We start from the raw sequence: 23,685 nt of genomic DNA on the forward strand, positions 1-23,685 counted from the left end.
GGCAGTCATAGGCTGGCGAATGATAACAACAAGAGCCTGAATCATGGTTGAACGAGAGCGTGTCGACAGTGCCCACATCACGCCCAGCGCCCATTACACCGGGTACGTCTGGTTCCGCCATCGGCTCGCCGAACCGGCCTTCGCCACCGTCTTCGGCCGCTGGGTACACGGCTTCGTCGCGCCGATCAACTGGGGCGCGCAGCTCGGTTTCGGACTGAACATCGAGGATTTCCTGTTACAAAGACACCTCATGATCGACGCGCGCCTGACCCAGGCCGTCGAACGCGAGGGAGTGGTCCAGGTGGTGGAAATGGCCTGCGGGCTCTCGCCGCGTGGGCGACGCTTCCGGCAACGCTATCCACAGTTGCGCTACCTGGAGGCCGACCTGCCGCCGATGGCCGCGCGCAAGGCGGCGTTGCTCCGCGAGCAGGGGTGGCTGGGCCCGGAGCACGCGGTGGCGGCTGTGGATATCCTCGCCGAGGACGGCGAGCGCAGCCTCGCCGCGCTGTTCGCCGGGCTCGATCGCGAGCGCCCGCTGGTGGTGATCACCGAGGGGTTGGTGAACTATTTCCAGCGCCCGGTGATCGAGGCCTTCTGGAGTCGCCTGGCGACCGAACTTAAACGCTTCCCCCAGGGCACCTACCTGACCGACCTCTATCCCGATCTCCGCGAGCACCCGCGCTACCGGCAGATCCGCTGGGGAGTGGGGATCATCGGGCGGCTGACGCGGGGAAGCTATCCGTTGCATTACCGCAATGCCGCGGAAATCGAGGCGGCCTTCGCCCGCTGCGGCTTCGCCTCCACCCTGGTGCTCGACCCGCAGCGCGAAGGCGCCGCCCTGGGCTTGCCGCAGGGACGCCTGCCGAGCCTGGTGCGGGTGATCGAAAGCCGCACGGCATAGCCGCCTCTCAGGCGACCTCCGCTCGCTCCCAGGCGGCGAGGAGGTCGGCCAGTCCGGCGCTGGCCGCCGGATCGGAGTGCGGGAAGATGAAGGCGAAGCCGCCGGCGGTCGAGCGCAGGGGCAGGATGTCCAAGTCCGCCAGGCCGTCGCAGCACAACCGCCAGCCGCGTTGCGGGCGGGATTCGGGCAGCTCGGCGTGCAGCCGCCCGCCGAAATAGCCGAGTTCCACCAGTTCCGCCGCATAGACGCCGAACTGCGGATGTTCCAGCCGAGCGTGCCCCTGGGCTGGCCGATGGCGGACCTCGAAGCGTCGCTCCAGGCCGAGCAGGCGCGTGCGCGGGATCCGCGTGCTGCCCTCGGCGCGCTCCGGCAGTGCCTCGCCGCGCAGGAACGGGCCGTAGAGCCGGGCGCAGGCCTCGCGTCGTTCGAACTGGGCAAGATGGTCGGCGTCGTGGATCAGGGCGAACTCGGCGTTCCCGCAGGCATGGGCGAACACCGCATGTTCCCAGGGCTGGGTGAAATGGTCGTACTCGCCGGCGAGCACCAGGGTCGGGCAGGTCGGGTGCCGCTCGAAGCCGCCGAAGGCCAGCAGGCGCCGGCTATTCTGCCGGTAGCGTTCGATCTCCGCCGCGGTCAGGCGTTGCAACTGGCGCAGCATGGCCTTGCGAAATACCGGGGAGACGCCGGTACGTTCCAGCTGTAGCGGGTTGATCAGGCCGGTCAGTACGCCGTGGGCGAAGGCACTCTGGTCGCCCTCGTCGAGCCGGGCCAGGGCTTCTTCCAGCAGCAGCCGCGCACCGGGGCGGCCGAATGCGGTGATGCCGGCCAGTAGCAGGCGCGCGCAGCGGCGCGGATGGCGGGCGGCGAACAGCGCGGCCAGGGCCGAGCCGTAGGACAGGCCGATGGGCATCAACGGCGGCAGGCCGAGCTGTTCGGCGAAGGCCGCGATCAGGTCGGCGAGGTCTTCCAGGCTCAGTTCCGCCGCCAGTTGCAGGTTGCCGCCCTGGCTCGGCAGGTCGAGCAGGATCACCGGGTGCTCGGCGAGCAGTTCGCTGACCTCGCCGGTGAACGAGCGGAAGCTCTGGAAGGCGCCGCCCAGCAGGAGCACCGGCGGGCGCGGGTCGTCGGCGCGGGCGGCGAAGGCCTGGTAGCGCAGTTGCCAGCCGTCTAGGAAGAGGATATCCGGTTCGCTGCTCAGCGACTGCGCGCTGTAGTCGGTACGGTAGCGCATGGCGAGGCCCCGCGGTGTGTGCGTCGTTATTGTTGTTCTGCCGAGCGGGTGCCGGTGGGTGGCAGTGGCCAGGCTCGCCTCGAAGGTAAACAGAGGTAGCAATTTTGTTTACCTATCCTTCGGCCGGCGCCTGCGCCCGGGTGTCACCGTCTCGCGCACAGCCCCAGGCGCAGCGGGGCTGCCGCGTTACCGCCGGGGGCGATGGAACGCACTGTCTACCGACCGGCTGTTGCGGCTGGGCGCGCCGGGGCTGGCTCGCTATAATCGCGCATTTCCCTGACGCCAGATGCCGAGACCATGACCGAGTCCGTCCTCGACTATATGAGCCGCCTTGGCCGCGATGCCCGCGCCGCCTCGCGGTTGCTCGCGCGCGCCGCCACCGCGCAGAAGAACCGCGCCCTGCTGGCCGCGGCCGATGCGTTGGACGCCGCCCGCGCGGAGTTGTCCCACGCCAACGAGCAGGACCTCGCCGCCGGCCGCGCCAATGGCCTGGAGCCGGCGATGCTGGACCGCCTGGCGCTGACCCCGGCGCGCATCGACGACATGATCGAGGGCCTGCGCCAGGTCGCCACGCTGCCCGACCCGATCGGCGAGATCCGCGACATGCGCTATGTGCCCTCGGGCATCCAGATCGGCAAGATGCGCGTGCCGCTGGGCGTGGTCGGGATCATCTACGAGTCGCGGCCGAACGTGACCATCGACGCCGCCAGCCTGTGCCTGAAGTCCGGCAACGCGACCATCCTGCGCGGCGGCTCCGAGGCGATCCACTCCAACCAGGCGATCGCCCGCTGCATCCAGCAGGGCCTGGCCGAGGCCGGCCTGCCGGCCGCCGCCGTGCAGGTGGTGGAAACCACCGACCGCGCCGCGGTCGGCGCGCTGATCAGCATGCCCGAATACGTCGACGTGATCGTCCCGCGCGGCGGCAAGGGCCTGATCGAGCGCATCAGCCGCGAGGCCAAGGTGCCGGTGATCAAGCACCTGGACGGCATCTGCCACGTCTACATCGATGTCGCCGCCGACCTGGACAAGGCGATTCGCGTCGCCGACAACGCCAAGACCCAGCGCTATGCACCGTGCAACACCATGGAGACGCTGCTGGTGCATGCCGGTATCGCCGAGCGGGTGCTGCCGCCGCTGGCCACGATCTACCGCGAGAAGGGCGTGGAACTGCGCGGCGACGCCGCGACCCGCGCGCTGCTCGGCGCAGACGTGCTGGAGGCTACCGAGGAGGACTGGCGTACCGAGTACAACGCGCCGATCCTGTCGATCCGCATCGTCGACGGGCTGGACGCGGCGATCGAGCACATCAACACCTACGGCTCGCAGCACACCGACGCGATCATTACCGAGAACTTCAGCGATGCGCGGCGTTTCCTCGCCGAAGTGGATTCCGCTTCGGTGATGGTCAACGCCTCGACCCGCTTCGCCGACGGCTTCGAGTACGGCCTCGGCGCCGAGATCGGGATTTCCACCGACAAGCTGCACGCCCGCGGCCCGGTCGGCCTGGAAGGCCTGACCAGCGAGAAGTACGTCGTCTTCGGCGACGGTCACGTGCGCACCTGATGGGCAAACGTATCGGCCTGTTCGGCGGCACTTTCGACCCCGTGCATATCGGACATATGCGCAGCGCCGTGGAAATGGCCGAGCAGTTCGCCCTCGACGAACTGCGCCTGCTGCCCAATGCGCGGCCGCCGCACCGGGAAACCCCGCAGGTGTCGGCCGCGCAGCGGTTGGCGATGGTCGAGCGGGCGGTGGCGGGAGTCGAGCGATTGACGGTCGATCCCCGCGAACTGCAGCGCGACAAGCCGTCCTACACCATCGACACCCTGGAGTCGGTGCGGGCGGAGCTGGCGGCCGACGACCAGTTGTTCATGCTGATCGGCTGGGATGCCTTCTGCGGCTTGCCGACGTGGCACCGCTGGGAGGCGTTGCTGGATCACTGCCACATCGTCGTGTTGCAGCGTCCGGATGCCGACAGCGAGCCGCCGGAGTCGCTGCGCGACCTGCTGGCGGCGCGGAGCGTGGCCGACCCGCAGGCCCTGAAAGGGCCGGGCGGACAGATCACCTTCGTCTGGCAGACGCCGCTGGCGGTGTCCGCCACCCAGATCCGCGCGCTGCTGGGTGCCGGGCGCTCCGTGCGTTTCCTGGTGCCGGACGCGGTATTGAACTACATCGAGGCGCACCACCTGTATCGTGCGCCACACTGATAAAGAAACAGAGACCGACTCAATGCAAACCGAACAACTCGTCCAAGTGGCCATCGATGCCCTGGAAGACCTCAAGGCCCAGGACATCGTGACCCTCGATGTGCGGGACAAGACCAGCGTCACCGACTACATGGTGATCGCCTGCGGCAGTTCCAGCCGCCAGGTCAAGTCGCTGGCCGACAACGTCCTGACCAAGGCCAAGGAAAACGGCGTCAAGCCCCTGGGCAGCGAAGGCCTGGAGTCCGGCGAATGGGCGCTGCTCGACCTGGGCGACGTGGTGGTCCACGTGATGCTCCCGGCGACCCGCCAGTTCTACGACCTGGAGCGCCTGTGGCAGGGCGCCGAGCAGAGCCGCGCCCAGCACCAGCCGGAAGAGTGACGCCGGCATGCGGTTGCGCCTGATCGCGGTTGGCTCGCGCATGCCTCGCTGGGTCGAGGAAGGCTGGCAGGAATACGTCAAGCGCCTGCCGGCCGAGCTGTCCCTCGAACTGGTGGAGATCCCGCTCAACACCCGCGGCAAGAACGCCGACGTGGCGCGCCTGATCCGTCAGGAAGGCGAGGCCATGCTGGCGCGCGTCCAGCCGGGGGAACGGGTGGTGACCCTGGAGGTCGAAGGTCGGCCCTGGAGCACCGAGCAACTGGCTCGCGAACTGGATCGCTGGCGTCTCGACGCACGCACCGTGAATCTCATGGTCGGCGGCCCGGAAGGGCTGGCGCCGGAGGTCTGCGCGCGCAGCGAGCAGCGCTGGTCGCTGTCGCCGTTGACGCTGCCGCACCCGTTGGTGCGGATCCTGGTCGGCGAGCAGATCTACCGGGCCTGGACCGTATTGTCCGGGCACCCCTACCACAAATAGTCCCCAGTCCCGATGCCGCAGCCGATCCACCTGAAAGACCACGAGAAAGACGCCCGCCTGGTGCGTCGGCGCGTCATCGTCGGGGCGGTGGCGGTGGTCTTGCTGACCCTGGTGCTGGTGGCGCGCATGTACCACCTGCAGGTGACCCAGTACGAGTACCATTCGACGCTGTCGGAGAACAACCGGGTCCATGTGCAGCCGATCCCGCCGACCCGCGGGATCATCTTCGACCGCAACGGCGTGATCATCGCCGACAACCGGCCGAGCTTCAGCCTGACCATCACCCGCGAACGCACCGAGGACCTGCAGAAGACCCTCGACACGCTGGTGGAGATCCTCGGCCTGACCGAGGACGACCGGGCCATCTTCGAGAAGCGCATGAAGCAGGGGCGGCGTCCGTTCGAGCCGGTTCCCATCATGTTCGAACTCAACGAGGAACAGATCGCCCGCATCGCGGTGAACCAGTTCCGCCTGCCGGGCGTCGACGTGGCGACCCAGTTCGTCCGCCACTACCCGCTGAAGGAGCACTTCGCCCATTCGGTCGGGTACGTCGGGCGGATCAACGAGCAGGAACTGAAGAACCTCGACCCGATCAACTACAGCGGCACCCACCATATCGGCAAGACCGGCATCGAGCGCTTCTACGAGAGCGAGTTGCACGGCACGGTTGGCTACGAGGAAGTCGAGACCAACGCCCGCGGGCGGGTGCTGCGGGTGCTCAAGCGCACCGACCCGATTCCCGGCAAGGACATCGTCCTGAGCATCGACAGCCGCCTGCAGGAGGCCGCCGAGAACGCCCTGGCCGGGCGGCGGGGCGCCATCGTGGCGATCCAGCCGTCCACCGGCGACGTGCTGGCGATGGTCAGCCAGCCGAGCTACGACCCCAACCTGTTCGTCACCGGCATCAGCTTCAAGGCCTATGCCGAGCTGCGTGACTCCATCGACCGGCCGCTGTACAACCGCGTCCTGCGCGGGCTCTATCCGCCGGGCTCGACGGTGAAGCCGGCGGTGGCGCTGGCCGGCCTCGACGCCGGGGTGGTCACGCCGACCTCGCGGGTCTTCGACCCCGGCTACTACCAGTTGCCCAACTACGACCACAAGTACCGTAACTGGAACCGCTACGGCGATGGCTGGGTGAGCCTGGAGTCGGCGATCTACCGGTCCAACGACACCTATTTCTACGACCTCGCGCACAAGCTGGGGATCGACCGCCTGCACGCCTTCATGAGCCGCTTCGGCTTCGGCCAGAAAGTCGCCCTGGACATGTTCGGCGAAGCCGACGGGCTGATGCCCTCGCGCGAATGGAAGCGCAAGACCCGCCGCCAGGTCTGGTACCCGGGGGAGACCCTGATCCTCGGCATCGGCCAGGGCTACATGCAGGCGACGCCGATCCAACTGGCGCAGATGACCGCGCTGCTGGCCAACAAGGGCCACTGGATCCGCCCGCACCTGGCCAAGACCATCGACGGCCAGCCGCCGGTCGACCCCGACCCGATGCCCGACATCGTGCTGCGCGACCCGGCCAACTGGGACCGCGTCGACTACGGCATGCAGCAGGTGGTGCATGGCGCCCGCGGCACGGCGCGCAAGGTCGGCGCCACCTCGGCCTACCTGATCGCCGGCAAGAGCGGTACCGCCCAGGTGGTGGCGATCAAGCAGAACGAGCGCTACGACCGCTCCAAGCTGCTCGAGCGGCACCGCGACCACGCCCTGTTCGTCGGCTTCGCGCCGGCCAACAACCCGCAGATCGCGGTGGCGGTGATGGTGGAGAACGGCGAGTCCGGCTCCGGCGTCGCCGCCCCGGTGGTCAAGCAGGTGATGGACGCCTGGCTGCTCGACGAGCACGGCAAGCTCAAGGCCGAATACGCGGAACCCGTCGCGCCGCTCGCGGCGGCGGTGGCCAAGCCCGAACCCACGGCAGCCGAGCCGGAGGCGCCCGCCCTTGAACAGTAACTTCGACCGCACCCTGTCCAACGAAGACGTGATGCGCCGGCGCGCCAGCCTGTTGCAGCGCCTGCACATCGACGGGATTCTCCTGCTGCTGTTGCTGATCCTCGGCGCCACCGGCCTGTTCGTCCTCTATTCGGCGAGCGGCAAGAGCTGGGACATGCTGATGAAGCAGGCCACCTCGTTCGGCCTGGGACTGGGCATGATGGTGGTCATCGCCCAGATCGAGCCGCGCTTCATGGCCCGCTGGGTGCCGCTGGGCTACCTGGTGGGGGTCGCGCTGCTGGTGGTGGTCGACGTGATCGGCCACGACGCCAAGGGGGCGACGCGCTGGATCAACATCCCCGGGGTGATCCGCTTCCAGCCCTCGGAGTTCATGAAGCTGCTGATGCCGATGACGGTGGCCTGGTACCTGTCCAAGCGCAACCTGCCGCCGGGGCTCAAGCACATGGTGATCAGCCTGGCGATCATCATCACCCCGTTCGTGCTGATCCTGAAACAACCCGACCTCGGCACCGCCATGCTGATCCTCGCTTCCGGCGGCTTCGTGCTGTTCGTCGGCGGCCTGCGCTGGCGCTGGATCGTCGGCGCGGTGTCGGCGGCGGTGCCGATCGCCGTGGCGATGTGGTTCTTCATCATGCACGACTACCAGAAACAGCGGGTGCTGACCTTCCTCGACCCGGAAAGCGACCCGCTGGGCACCGGCTGGAACATCATCCAGTCTAAGGCGGCCATCGGTTCCGGCGGGGTATTCGGCAAGGGCTGGCTGCTGGGCACCCAGTCGCACCTGGATTTTTTGCCGGAAAGCCACACCGACTTTATCATTGCGGTCCTCGGCGAGGAGTTCGGCCTGGTCGGCGTCTGCCTGCTGCTGGTGCTCTACCTGCTGCTGATCAGTCGTGGCCTGGTGATCACCGCCCAGGCGCAGACGCTCTACGGCAAACTGCTGGCCGGTGGCATCACCATGACGTTTTTCGTTTATGTCTTCGTGAATATCGGTATGGTGAGCGGGTTGTTGCCGGTGGTGGGGGTACCGCTGCCTTTCATTAGTTATGGCGGAACTTCGCTGGTTACCCTGTTGTCAGGGTTCGGGGTTCTGATGTCGATCCATACCCATCGGAAGTGGATCGCCCAGGTTTGAGACCAAGAGTGAAGAACGCAATGCAAGTACTGCGTACATGGGCGGCCAGGGGCGTCCAATGGGTCGGCGTAGCCGGCGTCATTGGCCTGTCCGGGGCGGCCCAGGCGGGGGACTACGACGGCTCGCCGCAAGTGGCCGAGTTCGTCAGCGAAATGACCCGCGACTACGGCTTCGCCGGAGAGCAGCTGATGGGGCTGTTCCGCGACGTGAACCGCAAGCAGTCGATCCTCGATGCGATCTCGCGCCCGGCCGAGCGGGTCAAGCAGTGGAAGGAATACCGGCCGATCTTCATCAGCGACGCGCGCATCAGTCGTGGCGTCGACTTCTGGAACAAGCATGCCGAAGACCTGGCGCGGGCGGAGAAGGAATACGGCGTGCCGGCCGAGATCATCGTCTCGATCATCGGCGTGGAAACCTTCTTCGGCCGCAACACCGGCAGCTACCGGGTGATGGACGCGCTGTCCACCCTCGGCTTCGACTACCCGCCGCGAGCCGACTTCTTCCGCAAGGAGTTGCGCGAGTTCCTCCTGCTCGCCCGCGAACAGCAGGTCGACCCGCTCAGCCTGACCGGCTCCTACGCCGGCGCCATGGGCCTGCCGCAATTCATGCCGAGCAGCTTCCGCGCCTACGCGGTGGACTTCGACGGCGATGGCCACATCAATATCTGGAGCGACCCGACCGACGCCATCGGTAGCGTCGCCAGCTACTTCAAGCAGCACGGCTGGGTCACCGGCGAGCCGGTGGTCTCGGTGGCCGAGATCAACGACGAGAGCGCCGAGAGCGCGGTGACCAGGGGCGTCGACCCGACCATGAGCCTGGGCGAGCTGCGTGCCCGCGGCTGGCGCACCCACGATGCGCTGCGCGACGACCAGAAGGTCACGGCGATGCGTTTCGTCGGCGACAAGGGCATCGAGTATTGGGTCGGTTTGCCGAACTTCTACGTGATCACCCGCTATAATCGCAGCGCCATGTATGCCATGGCGGTTTATCAGCTGGCGGGCGAGATTGCCCGCGCGCGAGGTGCCCATTGAGCAAGCGTGTCCGCTCCTCCCTGATCCTGCCCGCCGTCTGCGGCCTCGGGCTGGCGGCCGTGCTGTTGAGCAGTTGCTCCAGCAAGGCGCCCCAGCAGCCGGCCAGGCAGGCGGGCATTTCCGGGCCGGGCGACTATTCCCGTCCGCATCGCGACGGCGCCCCCTGGTGGGACGTCGACGTGTCGCGGATCCCCGATGCGGTACCGATGCCGCACAACGGTTCGGTGAAGGCCAACCCCTACACCGTGCTGGGCAAGACCTACTACCCGATGAACGATGCGCGGGCCTACCGGATGGTCGGCACCGCGTCCTGGTACGGCACCAAGTTCCACGGCCAGGCCACCGCCAACGGCGAGACCTACGACCTCTACGGCATGACCGCCGCGCACAAGACCCTGCCGTTGCCGAGCTATGTGCGGGTGACCAACCTGGACAACGGCAAGAGCGTGATCGTCCGCGTCAACGACCGCGGCCCGTTCTATTCCGACCGGGTCATCGACCTGTCCTTCGCCGCGGCGAAGAAGCTCGGTTATGCCGAGACCGGCACCGCGCGAGTCAAGGTCGAAGGCATCGACCCGGTGCAGTGGTGGGCCCAGCGCGGCCGGCCGGCACCGATGGTCCTGGCGCAGCCCAAGCAGGCGGTGGCCCAGGCCGCTCCCGCCGCGGCGCAGACGCAGGCGGTGGCGATGGCCCAGCCGATCGAGACCTACACTCCGCCGCCGGCGCAGCACGCGGCCGCCGTGCTGCCGGTGCAGATCGACTCAAAAAAAAACGCTTCATTACCAGCCGATGGCCTGTATCTCCAGGTGGGCGCCTTCGCCAACCCGGATGCGGCGGAGCTGCTGAAGGCCAAGCTGAGCGGCGTGACGGCTGCGCCGGTGTTTATCAGCTCGGTCGTGCGCAACCAGCAGATTCTGCACCGGGTGCGGCTGGGACCGATCGGTTCGGCGGACGAGGTTAGCCGCACCCAGGACAGCATCCGCGTGGCCAACCTTGGCCAGCCGACGCTGGTACGCCCCGACTGAGCGCCTACTCACGCAGGGAATTCCCGCAAGGGATTGTTTGACCATTGGTAGAACCAGAGAGACGGATGAACATCACCACTATCGCGAAACGCTTGTCACTGCTTGTCCTGTTCATCGCCCCTACGGCTGGCTGGGCTGCTGAATCCATGATTCCGGCGCCGCCGCAACTGGCCGCCAAGTCGTACGTCCTGATGGACGGCGAGAGCGGCCAGGTTCTGGTCGAGAACAACGGCGACCAGCGCCTGCCGCCGGCCAGCCTGACCAAACTGATGACCGCCTACATCGCCACCAAGGAGATCGAGGCCGGCCGCATCGGCGAGAACGACCTGGTCACCGTCAGCGAACATGCCTGGCGCACCGGCGGTTCGCGGATGTTCATCAAGGTCGGCAGCCAGGTCTCGGTGAGCGACCTGCTGCATGGCATCATCATCCAGTCCGGCAACGACGCCAGCGTCGCCCTGGCCGAGCATATCGCCGGCAGCGAAGACGCCTTCGCCGACATGATGAACACCACCGCGCAGAAGCTGGGCCTGACCAACTCCCACTTCATGGACGCCACCGGCCTGCCCAACCCGGACCACTATTCCTCCGCCCGCGACATGGCGGTGCTGGCCCGCGCGATCATCTACGGTGAGCCGAGCCACTACGCGATCTACGCGCAGAAGGAATTCCTCTGGAACAACATCAAGCAGCCGAACCGCAACCTGCTGCTGTGGCGCGACAAAACCGTCGACGGCCTGAAGACCGGCCACACCGACGAAGCCGGCTACTGCCTGGTGGCTTCCGCGGTACGCGACGGCCAGCGCATGATCGCCGTGGTGTTCGGCACCAACAGCGAGCAGGCCCGCGCCGCCGAGACCCAGAAGCTGCTGACCTATGGCTTCCGCTTCTTCGAAAGCCGCAACTTCTACAAGAAGGGCACCGAGCTGACCAAGGGCCTGGTCTGGAAGGGTTCCGAGCATGAAGTGAAAGCCGGCCTCGCCGAAGATCTGACCATGACCCTGCCGCGCGGCCAGATGCAGAAGCTGCAGGCCAGCATGGTCCTGGAGCCGCAACTGATGGCGCCGATCCAGCAGGGCCAGGTGATCGGCAAGGTGGAAGTGAAGCTGGACGACAAGGTCATCCGCAGCGCCGACCTGGTCGCCCTCAACGCCGTCGAGGAGGGTGGTTTCTTCCGCCGCCTGTGGGATAGCATCCGCCTGTTCTTCTACGGTTTGTTCAACTGACCGACCGGCGCCCGCCCGCTCACGAGGCCAGCGGGCGCCCGTCCCCGCGGACCACGGGTCCGCCGCCGCCATGACCGATACCCCTGACGTTCAACCCCCGAAAATCGAATTCCCCTGCGAGCGTTATCCGATCAAGGTGATCGGCGACGCCGGCGAAGGTTTCTCCGACCTGGTCGTGGAAATCATCCAGCGCCACGCGCCGGATCTCGACGTCGAGACCCTGGTGGTCCGTGACAGCAGCAAGGGGCGATTCCTCTCGGTGCAGGTGCTGATCACCGCCACCGATGTCGACCAACTGCAAGCCATCCATAACGACCTGCGCGCGACCGGACGCGTGCACATGGTGCTCTGATGGGACTCGAGCTGGGCTTCCGTGAGCTCGGCGAGGTTCCCTACGAACCGACCTGGCATGCCATGCAGCGCTTCGTTGCCGAACGCGACAAATCGGTAATGGACGAAGCCTGGCTGTTGCAGCACCCTGCGGTCTTCACCCAGGGGCAGGCCGGCAAGGCGGAGCATGTGCTGTTCCCCGGCGACATCCCGGTGATCCAGGTAGATCGCGGCGGCCAGGTGACCTACCACGGCCCCGGCCAGTTGGTCACCTACCTGCTGCTCGATGTCCGCCGCCTGGGACTGGGCGTGCGCGAGCTGGTCAGCCGGATCGAGCAGAGCCTGATCGGCCTGCTGGCGTCCTATGACGTGCAGGCCGTGGCCAAGCCGGACGCGCCGGGTGTCTACGTCGACGGGGCGAAGATCGCCTCCCTCGGCCTGCGCATCCGCAACGGCTGTTCCTTCCATGGCCTGGCGCTGAACCTGGACATGGACCTGCGACCGTTCCAACGAATCAATCCCTGCGGCTACGCCGGGATGCCCATGACCCAACTGCGCGACCTGGTTGGGCCGGTGGATTTTGCCGAGGTGTGTACCCGATTGCGCGCTGAGCTCGTCTCACGCCTTGGCTACGCTGAACAGAAGACCCTTACGGGCGGGATCGAACTGACATGAGCACTGTTGTGGAGAAGTCCGGAGAAGCCAAGCCGGGCAAGGTGGAAGTCGGCGTGAAGCTGCGCGGCGCGGAAAAGGTCGCGCGGATTCCGGTGAAGATCATTCCCACCGAGGAACTGCCGAAGAAACCCGACTGGATCCGCGTGCGCATCCCGGTTTCCCCCGAGGTCGACCGCATCAAGCAACTGCTGCGCAAGCACAAGCTGCACAGCGTCTGCGAAGAGGCGTCCTGCCCGAACCTGGGCGAGTGCTTCTCCGGCGGCACCGCGACCTTCATGATCATGGGCGATATCTGCACCCGACGCTGCCCGTTCTGCGACGTCGGTCATGGCCGGCCGAAGCCGCTGGACGTCGACGAGCCGACCAACCTGGCCATCGCCATCGCCGACCTGCGGCTGAAGTACGTGGTGATCACCTCGGTGGACCGCGACGATCTGCGCGACGGCGGCGCCCAGCACTTCGCCGACTGCCTGCGCGAGATCCGCAAGCTGTCGCCGGGGATCCAGCTGGAAACCCTGGTGCCCGACTATCGCGGTCGCATGGACATCGCCCTGGAGATCACCGCCAACGAGCCGCCGGACGTGTTCAACCATAACCTGGAGACGGTACCGCGCCTGTACCGCTCCTCGCGGCCGGGCTCGGACTTCGAGTGGTCGCTGGACCTGCTGCAGAAGTTCAAGCAGATGGTTCCGCACGTACCGACCAAGTCCGGGCTGATGCTCGGCCTGGGCGAGACCGACGACGAGGTCATCGAGGTCATGCAGCGGATGCGCGAGCACGACATCGACATGCTGACCCTCGGCCAGTACCTGCAGCCGTCGCGCAACCACCTGCCGGTGCAGCGCTTCGTGCATCCGGACACCTTCGCCTGGTTCGCCGAGGAAGGCGAGAAGATGGGCTTCAAGAACGTCGCGTCCGGTCCGCTGGTGCGTTCGTCCTACCATGCCGACCAGCAGGCGCACGGCAACAAGATCGGCTGATCGACGCCGCGCCAATGCCTCCGACGCCGCGTCCCTGCACAGGGACGCGGCGTTTTTCATTGGGCAGCCACGAAGCCTCTTCGGACGTAGGACGAACAACCGCTTGCGGTTATCCGCCGGCGCGTAGGTGAGTACCGTTTGCTCTCATCCCTGTGCGGTAACGAAGCGACTGCGCTGGCCGAGCTGCCGCACCGCCTCGATCAGTGCATCGGCCGCCAGGCTGGGTTGGCGCGAGAAGGCGTAGAAACGCGCCTCCGGCAGCGTCGGAAAACCCTGTTCCGGGCCCAGTTCGCGTAGCCCCTCGCGCATCTGGCTGCGCGCCACCACCGTCACGGCGAAACCGGCCAGCGCGGCGGACAGGCAGCCGGCCATGCTGGCGCTCTCGAACACCAGGCGCCAGGGACGCGCAGCGGCGCCGAGGGCTGTAATCGCCGCTTCGCGGTAGACGCAGGGTTCGGGGAACAGCGCCAGCGGCAGCGGTTCGCCCGCGGGCAGCTCGATCGCGGTCGCCGCGGCCCAGACCAGCGGTTCCTCCCAGAGCAGTTCGCCGTCGTCTCCTACCCGCCGGCACTGCTTGCCGAACACCACGTCGGTGCGCCCCTGGGCCTGCTGGCGGAGCAGGTCGGTGGTGATACCGACCTTGAGTTCGATGGATGCTTCGGGGTGCCAGCGGCGAAAGCGTTGCAGGACGCGTGGCAGCCAGGCGCTGGCGAAGTCCTCCGAAGCGCCGATGCGCAGGCGGTCGCGGATCGGCGTGCCGTGCAGCCTGGCGCGGGCCTCGCGCTCCAGCTCGACGATGTTGCGGGCATAGGCGTAGAGCGTCTCGCCCGCCTGGGTCAGCTCCAGGCGGCGAGTGGTGCGGCTGAGCAGGCTGACGCCGGCTGTCTGTTCCAGGCGCTTGATATGCCCGCTGACTGCGGAGGGGGTGAGCGCGAGATTGTCCGCGGCGAGGGCGAAACCGCCGCTGTCGACCACTTCGAGAAAGGTACGCAACAACACGATATCCAGGGATTGGGAGGTGGGGACGGCAAGCTCCATGAGGTCTTCCATTCATCTCGTTTCATGAATAGTAGACGCTAACTATTCATGAATCACGCTTGGCAAGCGTCCTAGGATGTCCCTTCTTTCTCTTGGAGAGGTCCGATGAGCCGCTATGCCTTCGTTTCCACCGATGTCCTGGATATCGCCTACCTGGAGTGGAATCCGCAGGGGGCGCGCAGCGCCGTCTTGTTGCACGGTTGGCCGGACAGCCCGCATGCCTGGAAAGACCTGGCGGAGTCCCTGGCGGACGCCGGCTATCGGGTGCTGGCACCAGCCCTCCGGGGATTCGCCCCGACCCGCTTCCGCGATGCGTCTACTCCGCGCAGCGGGCAACTGGCGGCTCTGGCTTGCGATCTGCTGGCATTCGTCGACAGCCTGGCATTGCAACGTCCCCTGCTGGTCGGCCATGACTGGGGGGCTCGCGCGGTGGCTAGTGCCTGCGGACTGCGCGAGGGCCTAGCCTCGCACCTGGTGATGCTCTCGGTGGGGTACGCCAGCAACGATCCGCAGCAAGTTCTTTCCCTGCCGCAGGCCCGTAGCTTCTGGTACCAGTGGTTCATGGCTACGCCACGCGGAGAGCGCGCGCTGCGCGAGGAGGGCGAGGCGTTCGCCCGGCAGATGTGGGACACCTGGTCGCCGCCGGGATGGTATGCCGAGCGCGATTTCCAGGAGGCCGCCCAGGCCTTCTCCGGGCCGGACTGGGTCGCCGTGGTGCTGCACTATTACCGGCATCGCTGGGGCTTCGTCGCGGGGGAGCCGCGCTACGGGGCGGCGGAACAGCGCTTGCTCCCGGCACCGCGCCTGGCGCTGCCGACCCTGGTGCTGCACGGCGGCGCGGATGCCTGCACCCACCCCGACGGCTCCCGCGGACGCGAGCACTACTTCAGCGGGCGTTACCAGCGGCTGGTGCTGGAGGGCGTCGGCCATTTTCCGCAGCGCGAGGCGGCCACCCAAGTGGCGGACGCTATCCTGCGGTTCTGCGCGGATGACTAGGTCCTGGACACCGCAGCGGCGGATAACGCCCATGGCGTTATCCGCCCTACGAACCGGTGTGCCGCGAGCGGTCGCGGCGGACGTGGGGTCGTAAGCTCCGCCGGTGGCCCTATGGCGTCCGCAGGCGGTCGAGCAGCGCCGGGGTCGGATAGCCGTCCGCCGGCCAGCCGAACTCCTGCTGGCAGGCGCGGATCGCCTTGCGCGTATTGGCGCCGATGATGCCATCCACCGCGCCCGGATCGTGTCCGCGGGCGGCCAGTTGCCGTTGCAGCTCGATGCGCTGCGAGCGGCTCAGCGGAACATCCTCCAGCGGCCAGGCGCCGACTATCCGGCCGCCGCCCTTGAAGCTGTCGGCGAGCAGGCCGACGGCCAGGGCGTAGGCGCTGGAGTTGTTGTACTTGAGGATGGCGCGGAAGTTGTGCAGCACCAGGAAGGCCGGGCCGCGGTGCCCGGCCGGCAGCAGCAGCGAGGCCTGTTCGCCGGAGAGTCCGGAGGGCAGGGGGCCGCCGTTGACGCCTTGTACGCCCATCCCTTGCCATTCGCCCAGGGGCTTGCGGATGGTGAGTTCCGCCAGGGAATAGTCGAAGCCTGCCGGCAGGCGGACTTCGAAACCCCAGGGTTGTCCGGCGATCCAGCCGGAGGCTTTCAGGTAGTTGGCGGTGGAGGCCAGGGCGTCGCCGGGCGAGCCCCAGATGTCACGCTTGCCGTCGCCGTCGAAGTCCACGGCATACTGGTTGTAGGTGGTCGGGATGAACTGGGTCTGGCCCATGGCGCCGGCCCAGGAGCCGATCATGAAGGAGGCCGGAACGTCGCCGTGCTGGAGAATCTTCAGGGCGGCGAGCAACTGGGCGTGGGCGAATTCCGGGCGGCGTCCTTCATAGGCGAGGGTCGCCAGGGAGCGGATCACGTTCTTGTTGCCCATGTGCGAACCGTAGTTGCTCTCCATGCCCCAGATCGCCACCACCGCATCCGCATCCACCGCATAGCGCGCGTCGACTTCGCCGAGGATGCGCGCATGCTGCGCCAGGCGCGCCTGGCCCTGGCGAACGCGCAGCGGATCGAGGGCGCCTTCCAGGTACTTCCATACCGGTCGGGTGAATTCCGGCTGGCTGCGGTCGGCTTCGACCACGGCGGGATCGGGCTGGACGCCGGCGAAGGCGCGATCGAAGGTCTGCGCATCGATTCCACCGGCCAGCGCCTGTTGACGGAAGGCGTCGCGCCACTGTTCGAAGCTTTGCCCAGGCTGGGCCTCGTTCGGCGCGCCAGCGGGCACCGAGGCGGCCGGGCCGGCGCCGGAGAAGGGCGCCTTGGTCTGCAGGGGAGCGGCAGGCTGGTTGTATTCGACTGTCGGATTCTTCTGCGCGCAGGCGCTGGAGAGGCCAAGCCCCATGGCGACGACGGTGCTGCCCAGCAGCCCGCTCACCTTCAGCAGGGCGGATCGTTCGGGGTTACGCATTGCTCTCCTCAGCAGGGTCCTCGGGACGGGCCACCTTAGCACGCCGGCCAGGACGCGTCTGCCGTCGTTGGACGCGCCGGCGGGGCCCCGGGTTCGCCAATGTGGTTCCATCGGCGCGGTGGATATCGTTCGCCATATGTTCGGTCACTGTCGGGCGGCCAATGGTTTCGTCCGTACCGCTCCGCCGCCTGTCGAAGCCTCGCGGCGCACCCGAGTCGGGATCGGCGACGGGTCGCGCGGCATGCTCGAGGCCTTCGACTTCTTCTTCCTGGCCTTCGTTCTGCGCGACATGGCTACCCGCTTCGGCGTCGGCATCGAACGCCCGAGCCTGGTTCGTGCGCTGCAATGGCCAGAGGGTTGCCAGTCGGCCGCGCGGGATGTCGAGGCCGCGGATCATGATGGAGGAACCATTGGCTTTTCGCCCAACCCGATGGGGCCAGGGCTTGCGCGCCGACGATAGTGTGCCCATGGGCGGCAGGCTGGCGGTGGGGTTGGTCTTGTCGACGGGCTTCGGGCGGGGTAGGCGGGGCGCGTGGGTGAGGAGGGCGTTGCGGGAGGATGGACCAGCGGCTGTTTCAGGCCGCCATAACGAAAGAAGCCTCCCAGTTACGGGAGGCTTCGCGGCGGTAGCTGCCTTTGCCTTTCTTCACCTGTTCCTGGCGGCTGCGGAACAGTGGCTGGGCGACCAGGGATTTGGCCTTGTTCGGCCGCTTGCTTTTCTTTGCCATGGCATAGGTCCTCGAAGGTGATCGGGCTGGCGCTCGCCAGCGCGCGCATCATCTGCCTGTCGCCGCGGATTGTCCAGTGCCGGTTGCGCCTTCAGGCTGCCGGCAGGCCGAGACGCTGGCCGGCGAGGCTCAGGGCGAGAAGCGAGAGACCGCTCCAGGGGCTGCCGGGTGCCTGTCCCTTGATCTGCGCGTCGATCAACTGGGCATCCCTCAGCATCTGGTTCCAGCGGCTGCTGGAGTGGCGTTGCAGGGCACGGGTCAGCAGCGGACGGCGCTTGTCCCAGACCGGCGGACGCGCCTGGGCGAAGGCTTTCTCCAGCGGGATGCCCTGGCCGTATTGCTGGGACAGGCCAGCCAGCAGGCGGATCTCGCGGGCCAGGCCCCAGAGGATCACCGGCGGCTCGATGCCTTCGCCGCGCAGTCCTTCCAGGATGCGCAGGGCGTGGGCCGCTTCACCGCCAAGGGCAGCGTCGATCAGGCCGAAGACATCGAAGCGTGCGCTGTCGGCGACCGCGGCCTGTACGGTGGCGGCGTCGATCTGGTTGCCCTCGGCGAGCAGCTTGAGCTTTTCGATTTCCTGGGCGGCGGCGAGCAGGTTGCCTTCCACGCGCGCGGCGATCAGTTCCAGGGCTTCGGGGCTGGCGGACAGGCCGGCCTGGGACAGGCGCTGGCGAATCCACTGCGGCAACTGGTGGACGTCGACCGGCCAGACCTGGATGAACTGCGCGGCGTTGCCATCGATCAGGGCCTTGGCCCACTTGGTCTTCTGCGTGCTGCCATCGAGCTTGGGCAGACTGAGCAGGAGCACGGTGTCTTCCGGCGGCCGTTGCAGGTATTCCTGGAGAATCGCCGCGCCTTTGTCGCCGGGCTTGCCGGAGGGCAGGCGCAGTTCGATCAGGCGCTTCTCGGCGAACAGCGACAGGCTGGCGCCGGCCTCCAGCAGCAAGCCCCAATCGAAGTTGGCTTCGGCATTGAATACCTGGCGCTCGCCGAAGTCGCGCTCGCGGCAGGCCTGGCGAATGGCATCGCAGGCTTCCTGGCAGAGCAGCGGTTCATCGCCGCTGACGACATAGACGGGCGCCAGGGGGCCCTGGAGGTGCTTGGCGAGTTGCGCGGGAGTCAGCTTCATAGGAGAAGACGGGGCCGGCGAAACCGGCCCCGGGGCATCACGGGGTGGGGAACTCGATCGGCGACTGCTGCGGCTCGGCGGCGCGGCGCTGGCGCTCCGCCTCGTCGGCGGCGCGCAGGGCTTCGGCTTCCGCCTTGGCCTTGGCTTCTGCCTGGCGCTGGGCTTCGTCGAGTTGCGCCGGGGTCAGCGCCTGGAGGCGCATGGACAACTGCTGGATCAGGTCGCGCCGCATCTCGCTGCGCAGCTGCGCGGCTTCCTGGTCGGAACCGATCAGGTTGTTTTCGTCGTGCACGTAGACCTTCTGCACCTGTACCTGGTTGCTCATCAGGACCAGGTCGTTGGCGCCGACGATCTCGTAGTTGATCGTGTTGGTCAGCTCGAACTCCGCGCCGCGCGCGGAACCGGTGTAGCTGACGGTGCGCTGCTGGTTGTCCTCGCGGACCAGCACCAGGTGGTAGGGCGCGTTGCTGGTGACCTTCACGCCGCTGTTTTCCAGGGTTTCCTTCAGTTCGCGCACGGTCGGGCCGTAGGCGTTGCGCGCGGATACGTCGATTTCCTTGAGCGCGAATTGCGCATCGCCCAGGCCGCGCAGTTGGAAGCCGCAGGCGGCCAGCAGGGTGGTCATACCGATCAGCGCGGCGCTGGTCAGGATACGTTTCATCAAGCTTCCCTCACTCCTGTTGATCAGCGCCCCCGGATGGCCGGGGGCGTCCAATGGAATCGCGTATCAGTTGGCGACGATGTTGACCAGTTTGCCCGGTACCACGATGACCTTGCGGATGCTCAGGCCTTCGGTGAAACGCAGCACGTTCTCGTTGGCGCGCGCGGCGGCCTCGACATCCTCGCGGCTGGCGCTGGCGGCCACGTCGATGTGTCCGCGCAGCTTGCCGTTGACCTGCACCACCAGTTGCAGGGTGTCCTGCACCAGTGCGCTCTCGTCGACGCTCGGCCAGCGCGCATCGATCACCGCTTCGGCATGGCCGAGCTGGCCCCAGAGCACGTGGCAGATGTGCGGAGTGATGGGCGCCAGCAGCAGGACCGCGGTTTCCAGGCCTTCCTGGATCAGGGCGCGGTCCTGGGCGTCCTGGTTCGGCGCCTTCTCCAGCACGTTCATCAGGGTCATCACCGCGGCGATGGCGGTGTTGAACTTGTGGTGCTGGCCGACATCCTGGCTGGCCTGCCTGATCGCCAGGTGGATGGCGCGGCGGACCTGCTTCTGCGCGTCGCTCAGGGCGGCGACGTCCAGCGCGCCGGGGAGGCCGGCGCTGACGTGGGCGTGAGCCAGGCGCCAGACGCGGCGGAGGAAGCGGTTGGCGCCCTCGACGCCGGCGTCCGACCACTCCAGGCTCATGTCCGGCGGCGAGGCGAACATCATGAACAGGCGGCAGGTATCGGCACCGTACTGGTCGATCATCGATTGCGGGTCGACGCCGTTGTTCTTCGACTTCGACATCTTCTCGGTGCCGCCGATCTCGACCGGCTGGCCGTCGCTCTTCAGGCGCGCGCCGACGACCTTGGCCTTGGCGTCACGCTCGACCTCGACGTCGGCCGGGTTGAACCAGTCCTTGCCGCCGTTGGCGGTGGTCCGGTAGTAGGTATCGGCGACCACCATGCCCTGGGTCAGCAGGTTCTTGAACGGTTCGTCGCTGCCGACCAGGCCTTCGTCGCGCATCAGCTTGTGGAAGAAGCGCGCATAGAGCAGGTGCAGGATGGCGTGCTCGATGCCGCCGATGTACTGGTCGACCGGCAGCCAGTAGTCGGCCGCCTTCCTGTCCAGCATGCCGCCTTCGAACTGCGGGCAGGCGTAGCGGGCGAAATACCAGGACGACTCGACGAAGGTGTCCATGGTGTCGGTTTCGCGCTTGGCCGGCTGGCCGCATTTCGGGCAGTTGCATTCGTAGAATTCCGGCATCTTCGCCAGCGGCGAACCGGAGCCGTCCGGTACCACGTCTTCCGGCAGCACCACCGGCAACTGGTCGGCCGGCACCGGGACGTCGCCGCAAGCCTCGCAGTGGATGATCGGGATCGGGCAGCCCCAGTAGCGCTGGCGGCTGATGCCCCAGTCGCGCAGGCGGAACTGGGTGCGCGCCTGGCCCAGGCCCTTGGCCTCGAGGTCGGCGCCGATGGCGTCGAAGGCGGCCTGGTAGCCGAGGTTGTCGTACTTGCCGGAGTTGACGGTGAGCACGGACTCGTCCTTGGCGCCGTACCACTCCTTCCAGACGCTGGACTCGAAGTCGTTGTCGCCCTCGACCTTGGCGATCACCTGGCGGATCGGCAGGCCGTACTTGTTGGCGAACTCGAAGTCGCGCTCGTCATGGCCGGGCACCGCCATCACCGCGCCTTCGCCGTAGTTCATCAGCACGTAGTTGGCGACCCATACCGGCAGCTTGTCGCCGGTCAGCGGGTGTTCGACGAACAGGGAAGTGGCCATGCCTTTCTTCTCCTGGGTGGCGATGTCGGCCTCGGCGACGCCGCCGCGCTTGCATTCGTCGATGAACGCCTGCAACTGCGGGTCGTTCTGCGCTGCCTGGGTGGCCAGCGGGTGTTCGGCGGCGACGGCGACGTAGGTGGCGCCCATCAGGGTGTCCGGACGGGTGGTGAACACCTTCAGTTGGCCGGCGTGGCCGATGGAGGCCTGGTCGTAGGGGAAGCCGATCTCCATCCCGCGCGACTTGCCGATCCAGTTGCGCTGCATGGTCTTCACCTGCTCCGGCCAGCCGGGCAGGTTGTCGAGGCTCTCCAGCAGTTCCTCGGCGTAGGCGGTGATCTTGAAGTAGTACATCGGGATCTCGCGCTTCTCGATCAGCGCGCCGGAGCGCCAGCCGCGCCCGTCGATCACCTGCTCGTTGGCGAGTACGGTCTGGTCGACCGGATCCCAATTGACCGTGCCGTTCTTGCGATAGATCACCCCTTTTTCGAACAGGCGGGTGAACAGCCACTGCTCCCAGCGGTAGTAGTCCGGCTTGCAGGTGGTGACCTCGCGGCTCCAGTCGATCGCCAGGCCGAGGCTGTCCAACTGCGACTTCATGTAGGCGATGTTGTCGTAGGTCCAGGCCGCCGGGGCGACGTTGTTCTTCATCGCGGCGTTTTCCGCCGGCATGCCGAACGCGTCCCAGCCCATCGGCTGCAGCACGTTGCGGCCCTGCATGCGGTGGTAGCGGCTGATCACGTCGCCGATGGTGTAGTTGCGCACGTGGCCCATGTGCAGCTTGCCGCTCGGATACGGGAACATCGACAGGCAGTAGAACTTCTCCTTGTCGGGTAGCTCCCTGACGAGGAAGGACTGGTGTTCTTTCCAGTAGTTCTGGGCCTGGGTTTCGATCTCGAGTGGCTGATATTGCTCGTGCATGGCGCTACTTAGACGTGACTGTTCGAAAGCCTCGTAGCATACATGACCCCCACTCCTGTCGATAGCCCGCGCCGTTTGTCGCCGGGGGCGGTTCAGCCGAACGGGAACGCTAAGCTTGCCCTATGGGCCGTCGATGGCTGGCTGCCCAGTGGTACCTTCAGAGGTGTTCGATGGCTGAGCTGCAACGCGCGAGTGTGACGGGAGGTGGGCTGTACGAGAGGCTGCTGCAGCGTCTCGCCCTGGCTCTGGATGAAGCGGATACGGCCGAGCGCCTGCGTGACGAGCATCCCACGGAGCTTGAGTTGCGTGGTTTGAGCGAAGCGGAGATGGGGCTGATACGCGCCTATCTCGACCAGGACCTGCACTGGTTGCGCGGCTGGCATGCGGCCGCCGAGGAGCTGGCGCTGCTCGAGCGCCAGCCCGGCAGGACACCCCGGCCGCCCCGGCCGCAACCGCCGGCGCCCCGTCGCCACGTCTCGTTGAAACAGCGGCAACTGCTCTGTGCGCTCTGCGGTGCGCCGGTGCAGTGGAGCAAGGGGCATGGCGTGTTGCCGTGCGGCCATTGCGGCTCGCAACTGTTCCGTTCGGGTAACGGCCGCTAGGTTCTCTTTCCGGGAAGTTTCGCCAGGCGTCGCGCAATCCTTTAGATTGCCTCTTCCGACAGGGAGGGGGCGATGCCGATCCGTTATTTCTTCAAGCAACTGCTGCTGCCGCCGGGCGGCCTGTTGCTGCTGCTGTTTTTCGCTTTCTGGTGGCGCACCAGCCGACCGCGGCTGGCGCGGCTGTGCGGTGTCTGCGGGTTCTTCGGTCTGTGGCTGATGAGCATGCCGCTCAGCGTGGAGTGGATGGGGCGCTGGCTCGAAAGCGAACCGGCCCTGCTGGCGGAGGATCTGCCGGGCCTGGCGCAGCGCGCCGACGCCATCGTCATCCTCGGTGCCGGCCGGCAGACCAACGACCCGGCCTGGGGCGACGATGCGCCGAGCCTGCTGGCGGCCGAGCGGCTGCGCTATGCCGCGCGGCTGGCCAAGACCTCGGCGCTGCCGGTACTGATCAGCGGCGGGTTGCATTACGGACGCCCGCCCAGCGAGGCGGCGCTGATGGCCAATGCCCTGTTGCAGGACTTCGGCGTGCCGACGCGCTGGCAGGAAGGTCTCAGCCGTACCACCTGGGAAAACGCCACCCTGAGCGCCCCGCAGTTGCGCGAGGCCGGCGTGCGCCGGGTGGTGCTGGTGACCCAGGCCTGGCACATGCAGCGGGCACGCTGGAGCTTCGAGCGCCAGGGGTTCGAGGTGATCCCGGCGCCGGTCGGCTTCCTCGGCGGGGCCAACCTGCGGCCCTTCGGCGGCTGGCTGCCGGAAGCGCAGGCCTTCTGGCAGAGCGGCATGCTGCTGAACGAGGCGATCGGCCTGGTCGGCTATCGCCTGTTCTACCGCTGAGACGC

Annotated in this window: 24 protein-coding genes; 16 read left to right on the forward strand and 8 right to left on the reverse strand. The window is 67.2% G+C overall.

Going from position 1 to position 23,685, the window contains the following annotated elements; translation table 11 throughout:
* Positions 1–43: 43 nt before the first annotated feature.
* Positions 44–901 (forward strand): class I SAM-dependent methyltransferase, encoded by an 858-nt coding sequence (locus ACI766_RS04705; RefSeq protein ID WP_003093206.1) that lies wholly within the window; start codon positions 44–46, stop codon positions 899–901.
* A gap of 7 nt (positions 902–908) precedes the next feature.
* On the opposite strand, the gene ACI766_RS04710 is transcribed toward ACI766_RS04705, so the two are convergent.
* A complete protein-coding gene (locus ACI766_RS04710; RefSeq protein ID WP_003118251.1) occupies positions 909–2,132 on the reverse strand; it encodes an alpha/beta fold hydrolase in 1,224 nt (407 codons plus the stop codon).
* 297 nt (positions 2,133–2,429) lie between these two features.
* On the opposite strand from ACI766_RS04710, the gene ACI766_RS04715 reads away from it, so the two are divergent.
* From ACI766_RS04715 to lipA, 12 genes are all read left to right on the forward strand, one after another.
* Positions 2,430–3,695: a glutamate-5-semialdehyde dehydrogenase gene (locus tag ACI766_RS04715; RefSeq protein WP_003114089.1), complete on the forward strand. Its 1,266-nt coding sequence runs from the start codon at positions 2,430–2,432 to the stop codon at positions 3,693–3,695.
* Positions 3,695–4,339, forward strand: coding sequence for a nicotinate-nucleotide adenylyltransferase (nadD, locus tag ACI766_RS04720; protein ID WP_003093199.1), 645 nt, complete (start codon positions 3,695–3,697; stop codon positions 4,337–4,339). Before ACI766_RS04715 ends, nadD begins: the two co-directional genes overlap by 1 nt.
* A 22-nt stretch (positions 4,340–4,361) precedes the next feature.
* Positions 4,362–4,718 (forward strand): ribosome silencing factor, encoded by a 357-nt coding sequence (gene rsfS / locus ACI766_RS04725; protein WP_003100305.1) that lies wholly within the window; start codon positions 4,362–4,364, stop codon positions 4,716–4,718.
* 7 nt (positions 4,719–4,725) lie between these two features.
* Positions 4,726–5,193 (forward strand): 23S rRNA (pseudouridine(1915)-N(3))-methyltransferase RlmH, encoded by a 468-nt coding sequence (gene rlmH, locus ACI766_RS04730; RefSeq protein WP_003093193.1) that lies wholly within the window; start codon positions 4,726–4,728, stop codon positions 5,191–5,193.
* A gap of 12 nt (positions 5,194–5,205) precedes the next feature.
* On the forward strand, positions 5,206–7,146 hold the full coding sequence (mrdA, locus tag ACI766_RS04735; protein WP_003093191.1) for a penicillin-binding protein 2: 1,941 nt from the start codon (positions 5,206–5,208) through the stop codon (positions 7,144–7,146).
* 31 nt (positions 7,147–7,177) lie between these two features.
* The gene (gene rodA / locus ACI766_RS04740) at positions 7,178–8,281 is read left to right on the forward strand and encodes a rod shape-determining protein RodA (protein WP_003114090.1); all 1,104 of its coding nucleotides are present in this window, start codon (positions 7,178–7,180) and stop codon (positions 8,279–8,281) included.
* An 8-nt stretch (positions 8,282–8,289) separates the two neighbouring features.
* A complete protein-coding gene (gene mltB, locus ACI766_RS04745) occupies positions 8,290–9,312 on the forward strand; it encodes a lytic murein transglycosylase B (protein WP_003132500.1) in 1,023 nt (340 codons plus the stop codon).
* Positions 9,309–10,337, forward strand: coding sequence for a septal ring lytic transglycosylase RlpA (gene rlpA / locus ACI766_RS04750; RefSeq protein WP_003100310.1), 1,029 nt, complete (start codon positions 9,309–9,311; stop codon positions 10,335–10,337). Before mltB ends, rlpA begins: the two co-directional genes overlap by 4 nt.
* Positions 10,338–10,402: 65 nt before the next feature.
* On the forward strand, positions 10,403–11,563 hold the full coding sequence (locus tag ACI766_RS04755; RefSeq protein ID WP_023087002.1) for a D-alanyl-D-alanine carboxypeptidase family protein: 1,161 nt from the start codon (positions 10,403–10,405) through the stop codon (positions 11,561–11,563).
* A gap of 70 nt (positions 11,564–11,633) precedes the next feature.
* A complete protein-coding gene (locus ACI766_RS04760) occupies positions 11,634–11,915 on the forward strand; it encodes a DUF493 domain-containing protein (RefSeq protein WP_003100311.1) in 282 nt (93 codons plus the stop codon).
* Entirely contained in the window at positions 11,915–12,568 is a 654-nt protein-coding gene (lipB, locus tag ACI766_RS04765; RefSeq protein WP_003093177.1) for a lipoyl(octanoyl) transferase LipB, read from the forward strand. The genes ACI766_RS04760 and lipB overlap by 1 nt, the downstream gene beginning before the upstream one ends.
* Positions 12,565–13,548, forward strand: coding sequence for a lipoyl synthase (gene lipA, locus ACI766_RS04770; RefSeq protein WP_003119196.1), 984 nt, complete (start codon positions 12,565–12,567; stop codon positions 13,546–13,548). The genes lipB and lipA overlap by 4 nt, the downstream gene beginning before the upstream one ends.
* Before the next feature lie 144 nt (positions 13,549–13,692).
* Here the strand turns inward: lipA and ACI766_RS04775 are convergent, their stop codons facing one another.
* Complete coding sequence (locus tag ACI766_RS04775; protein ID WP_003119197.1) at positions 13,693–14,586, reverse strand: LysR family transcriptional regulator; 894 nt, start codon at positions 14,584–14,586, stop codon at positions 13,693–13,695.
* A gap of 105 nt (positions 14,587–14,691) precedes the next feature.
* On the opposite strand from ACI766_RS04775, the gene ACI766_RS04780 reads away from it, so the two are divergent.
* Positions 14,692–15,582, forward strand: a complete 891-nt coding sequence (locus ACI766_RS04780; protein WP_023087003.1) for an alpha/beta fold hydrolase — start codon at positions 14,692–14,694, stop codon at positions 15,580–15,582.
* Positions 15,583–15,691: 109 nt separating this feature from the next.
* Here the strand turns inward: ACI766_RS04780 and ACI766_RS04785 are convergent, their stop codons facing one another.
* The 6 genes from ACI766_RS04785 to leuS form a co-directional block, all read right to left on the reverse strand.
* A complete protein-coding gene (locus ACI766_RS04785) occupies positions 15,692–17,038 on the reverse strand; it encodes a lytic murein transglycosylase (protein WP_003118255.1) in 1,347 nt (448 codons plus the stop codon).
* Positions 17,031–17,435: a hypothetical protein gene (locus tag ACI766_RS04790; RefSeq protein ID WP_153274348.1), complete on the reverse strand. Its 405-nt coding sequence runs from the start codon at positions 17,433–17,435 to the stop codon at positions 17,031–17,033. Before ACI766_RS04790 ends, ACI766_RS04785 begins: the two co-directional genes overlap by 8 nt.
* Positions 17,436–17,613: 178 nt before the next feature.
* Positions 17,614–17,766: an alternative ribosome rescue factor ArfA gene (gene arfA / locus ACI766_RS04795; RefSeq protein ID WP_023087004.1), complete on the reverse strand. Its 153-nt coding sequence runs from the start codon at positions 17,764–17,766 to the stop codon at positions 17,614–17,616.
* 91 nt (positions 17,767–17,857) lie between these two features.
* On the reverse strand, positions 17,858–18,895 hold the full coding sequence (gene holA, locus ACI766_RS04800) for a DNA polymerase III subunit delta (protein WP_003093168.1): 1,038 nt from the start codon (positions 18,893–18,895) through the stop codon (positions 17,858–17,860).
* A gap of 37 nt (positions 18,896–18,932) precedes the next feature.
* Positions 18,933–19,556: an LPS assembly lipoprotein LptE gene (lptE, locus tag ACI766_RS04805; RefSeq protein WP_003100322.1), complete on the reverse strand. Its 624-nt coding sequence runs from the start codon at positions 19,554–19,556 to the stop codon at positions 18,933–18,935.
* A 66-nt stretch (positions 19,557–19,622) separates the two neighbouring features.
* On the reverse strand, positions 19,623–22,244 hold the full coding sequence (leuS, locus tag ACI766_RS04810; RefSeq protein WP_023087005.1) for a leucine--tRNA ligase: 2,622 nt from the start codon (positions 22,242–22,244) through the stop codon (positions 19,623–19,625).
* Positions 22,245–22,414: 170 nt separating this feature from the next.
* Between leuS and ACI766_RS04815 the strand changes: the two genes are divergently transcribed.
* Together ACI766_RS04815 and ACI766_RS04820 are read left to right on the forward strand one after the other, a co-directional pair.
* A complete protein-coding gene (locus tag ACI766_RS04815; protein ID WP_003114329.1) occupies positions 22,415–22,846 on the forward strand; it encodes a hypothetical protein in 432 nt (143 codons plus the stop codon).
* A gap of 72 nt (positions 22,847–22,918) precedes the next feature.
* Positions 22,919–23,680, forward strand: a complete 762-nt coding sequence (locus ACI766_RS04820) for a YdcF family protein (RefSeq protein ID WP_003093163.1) — start codon at positions 22,919–22,921, stop codon at positions 23,678–23,680.
* Positions 23,681–23,685: the final 5 nt, after the last annotated feature.

This window comes from Pseudomonas sp. DL (assembly GCF_047199225.1).
In the GTDB taxonomy this organism is placed as follows: domain Bacteria; phylum Pseudomonadota; class Gammaproteobacteria; order Pseudomonadales; family Pseudomonadaceae; genus Pseudomonas; species Pseudomonas aeruginosa.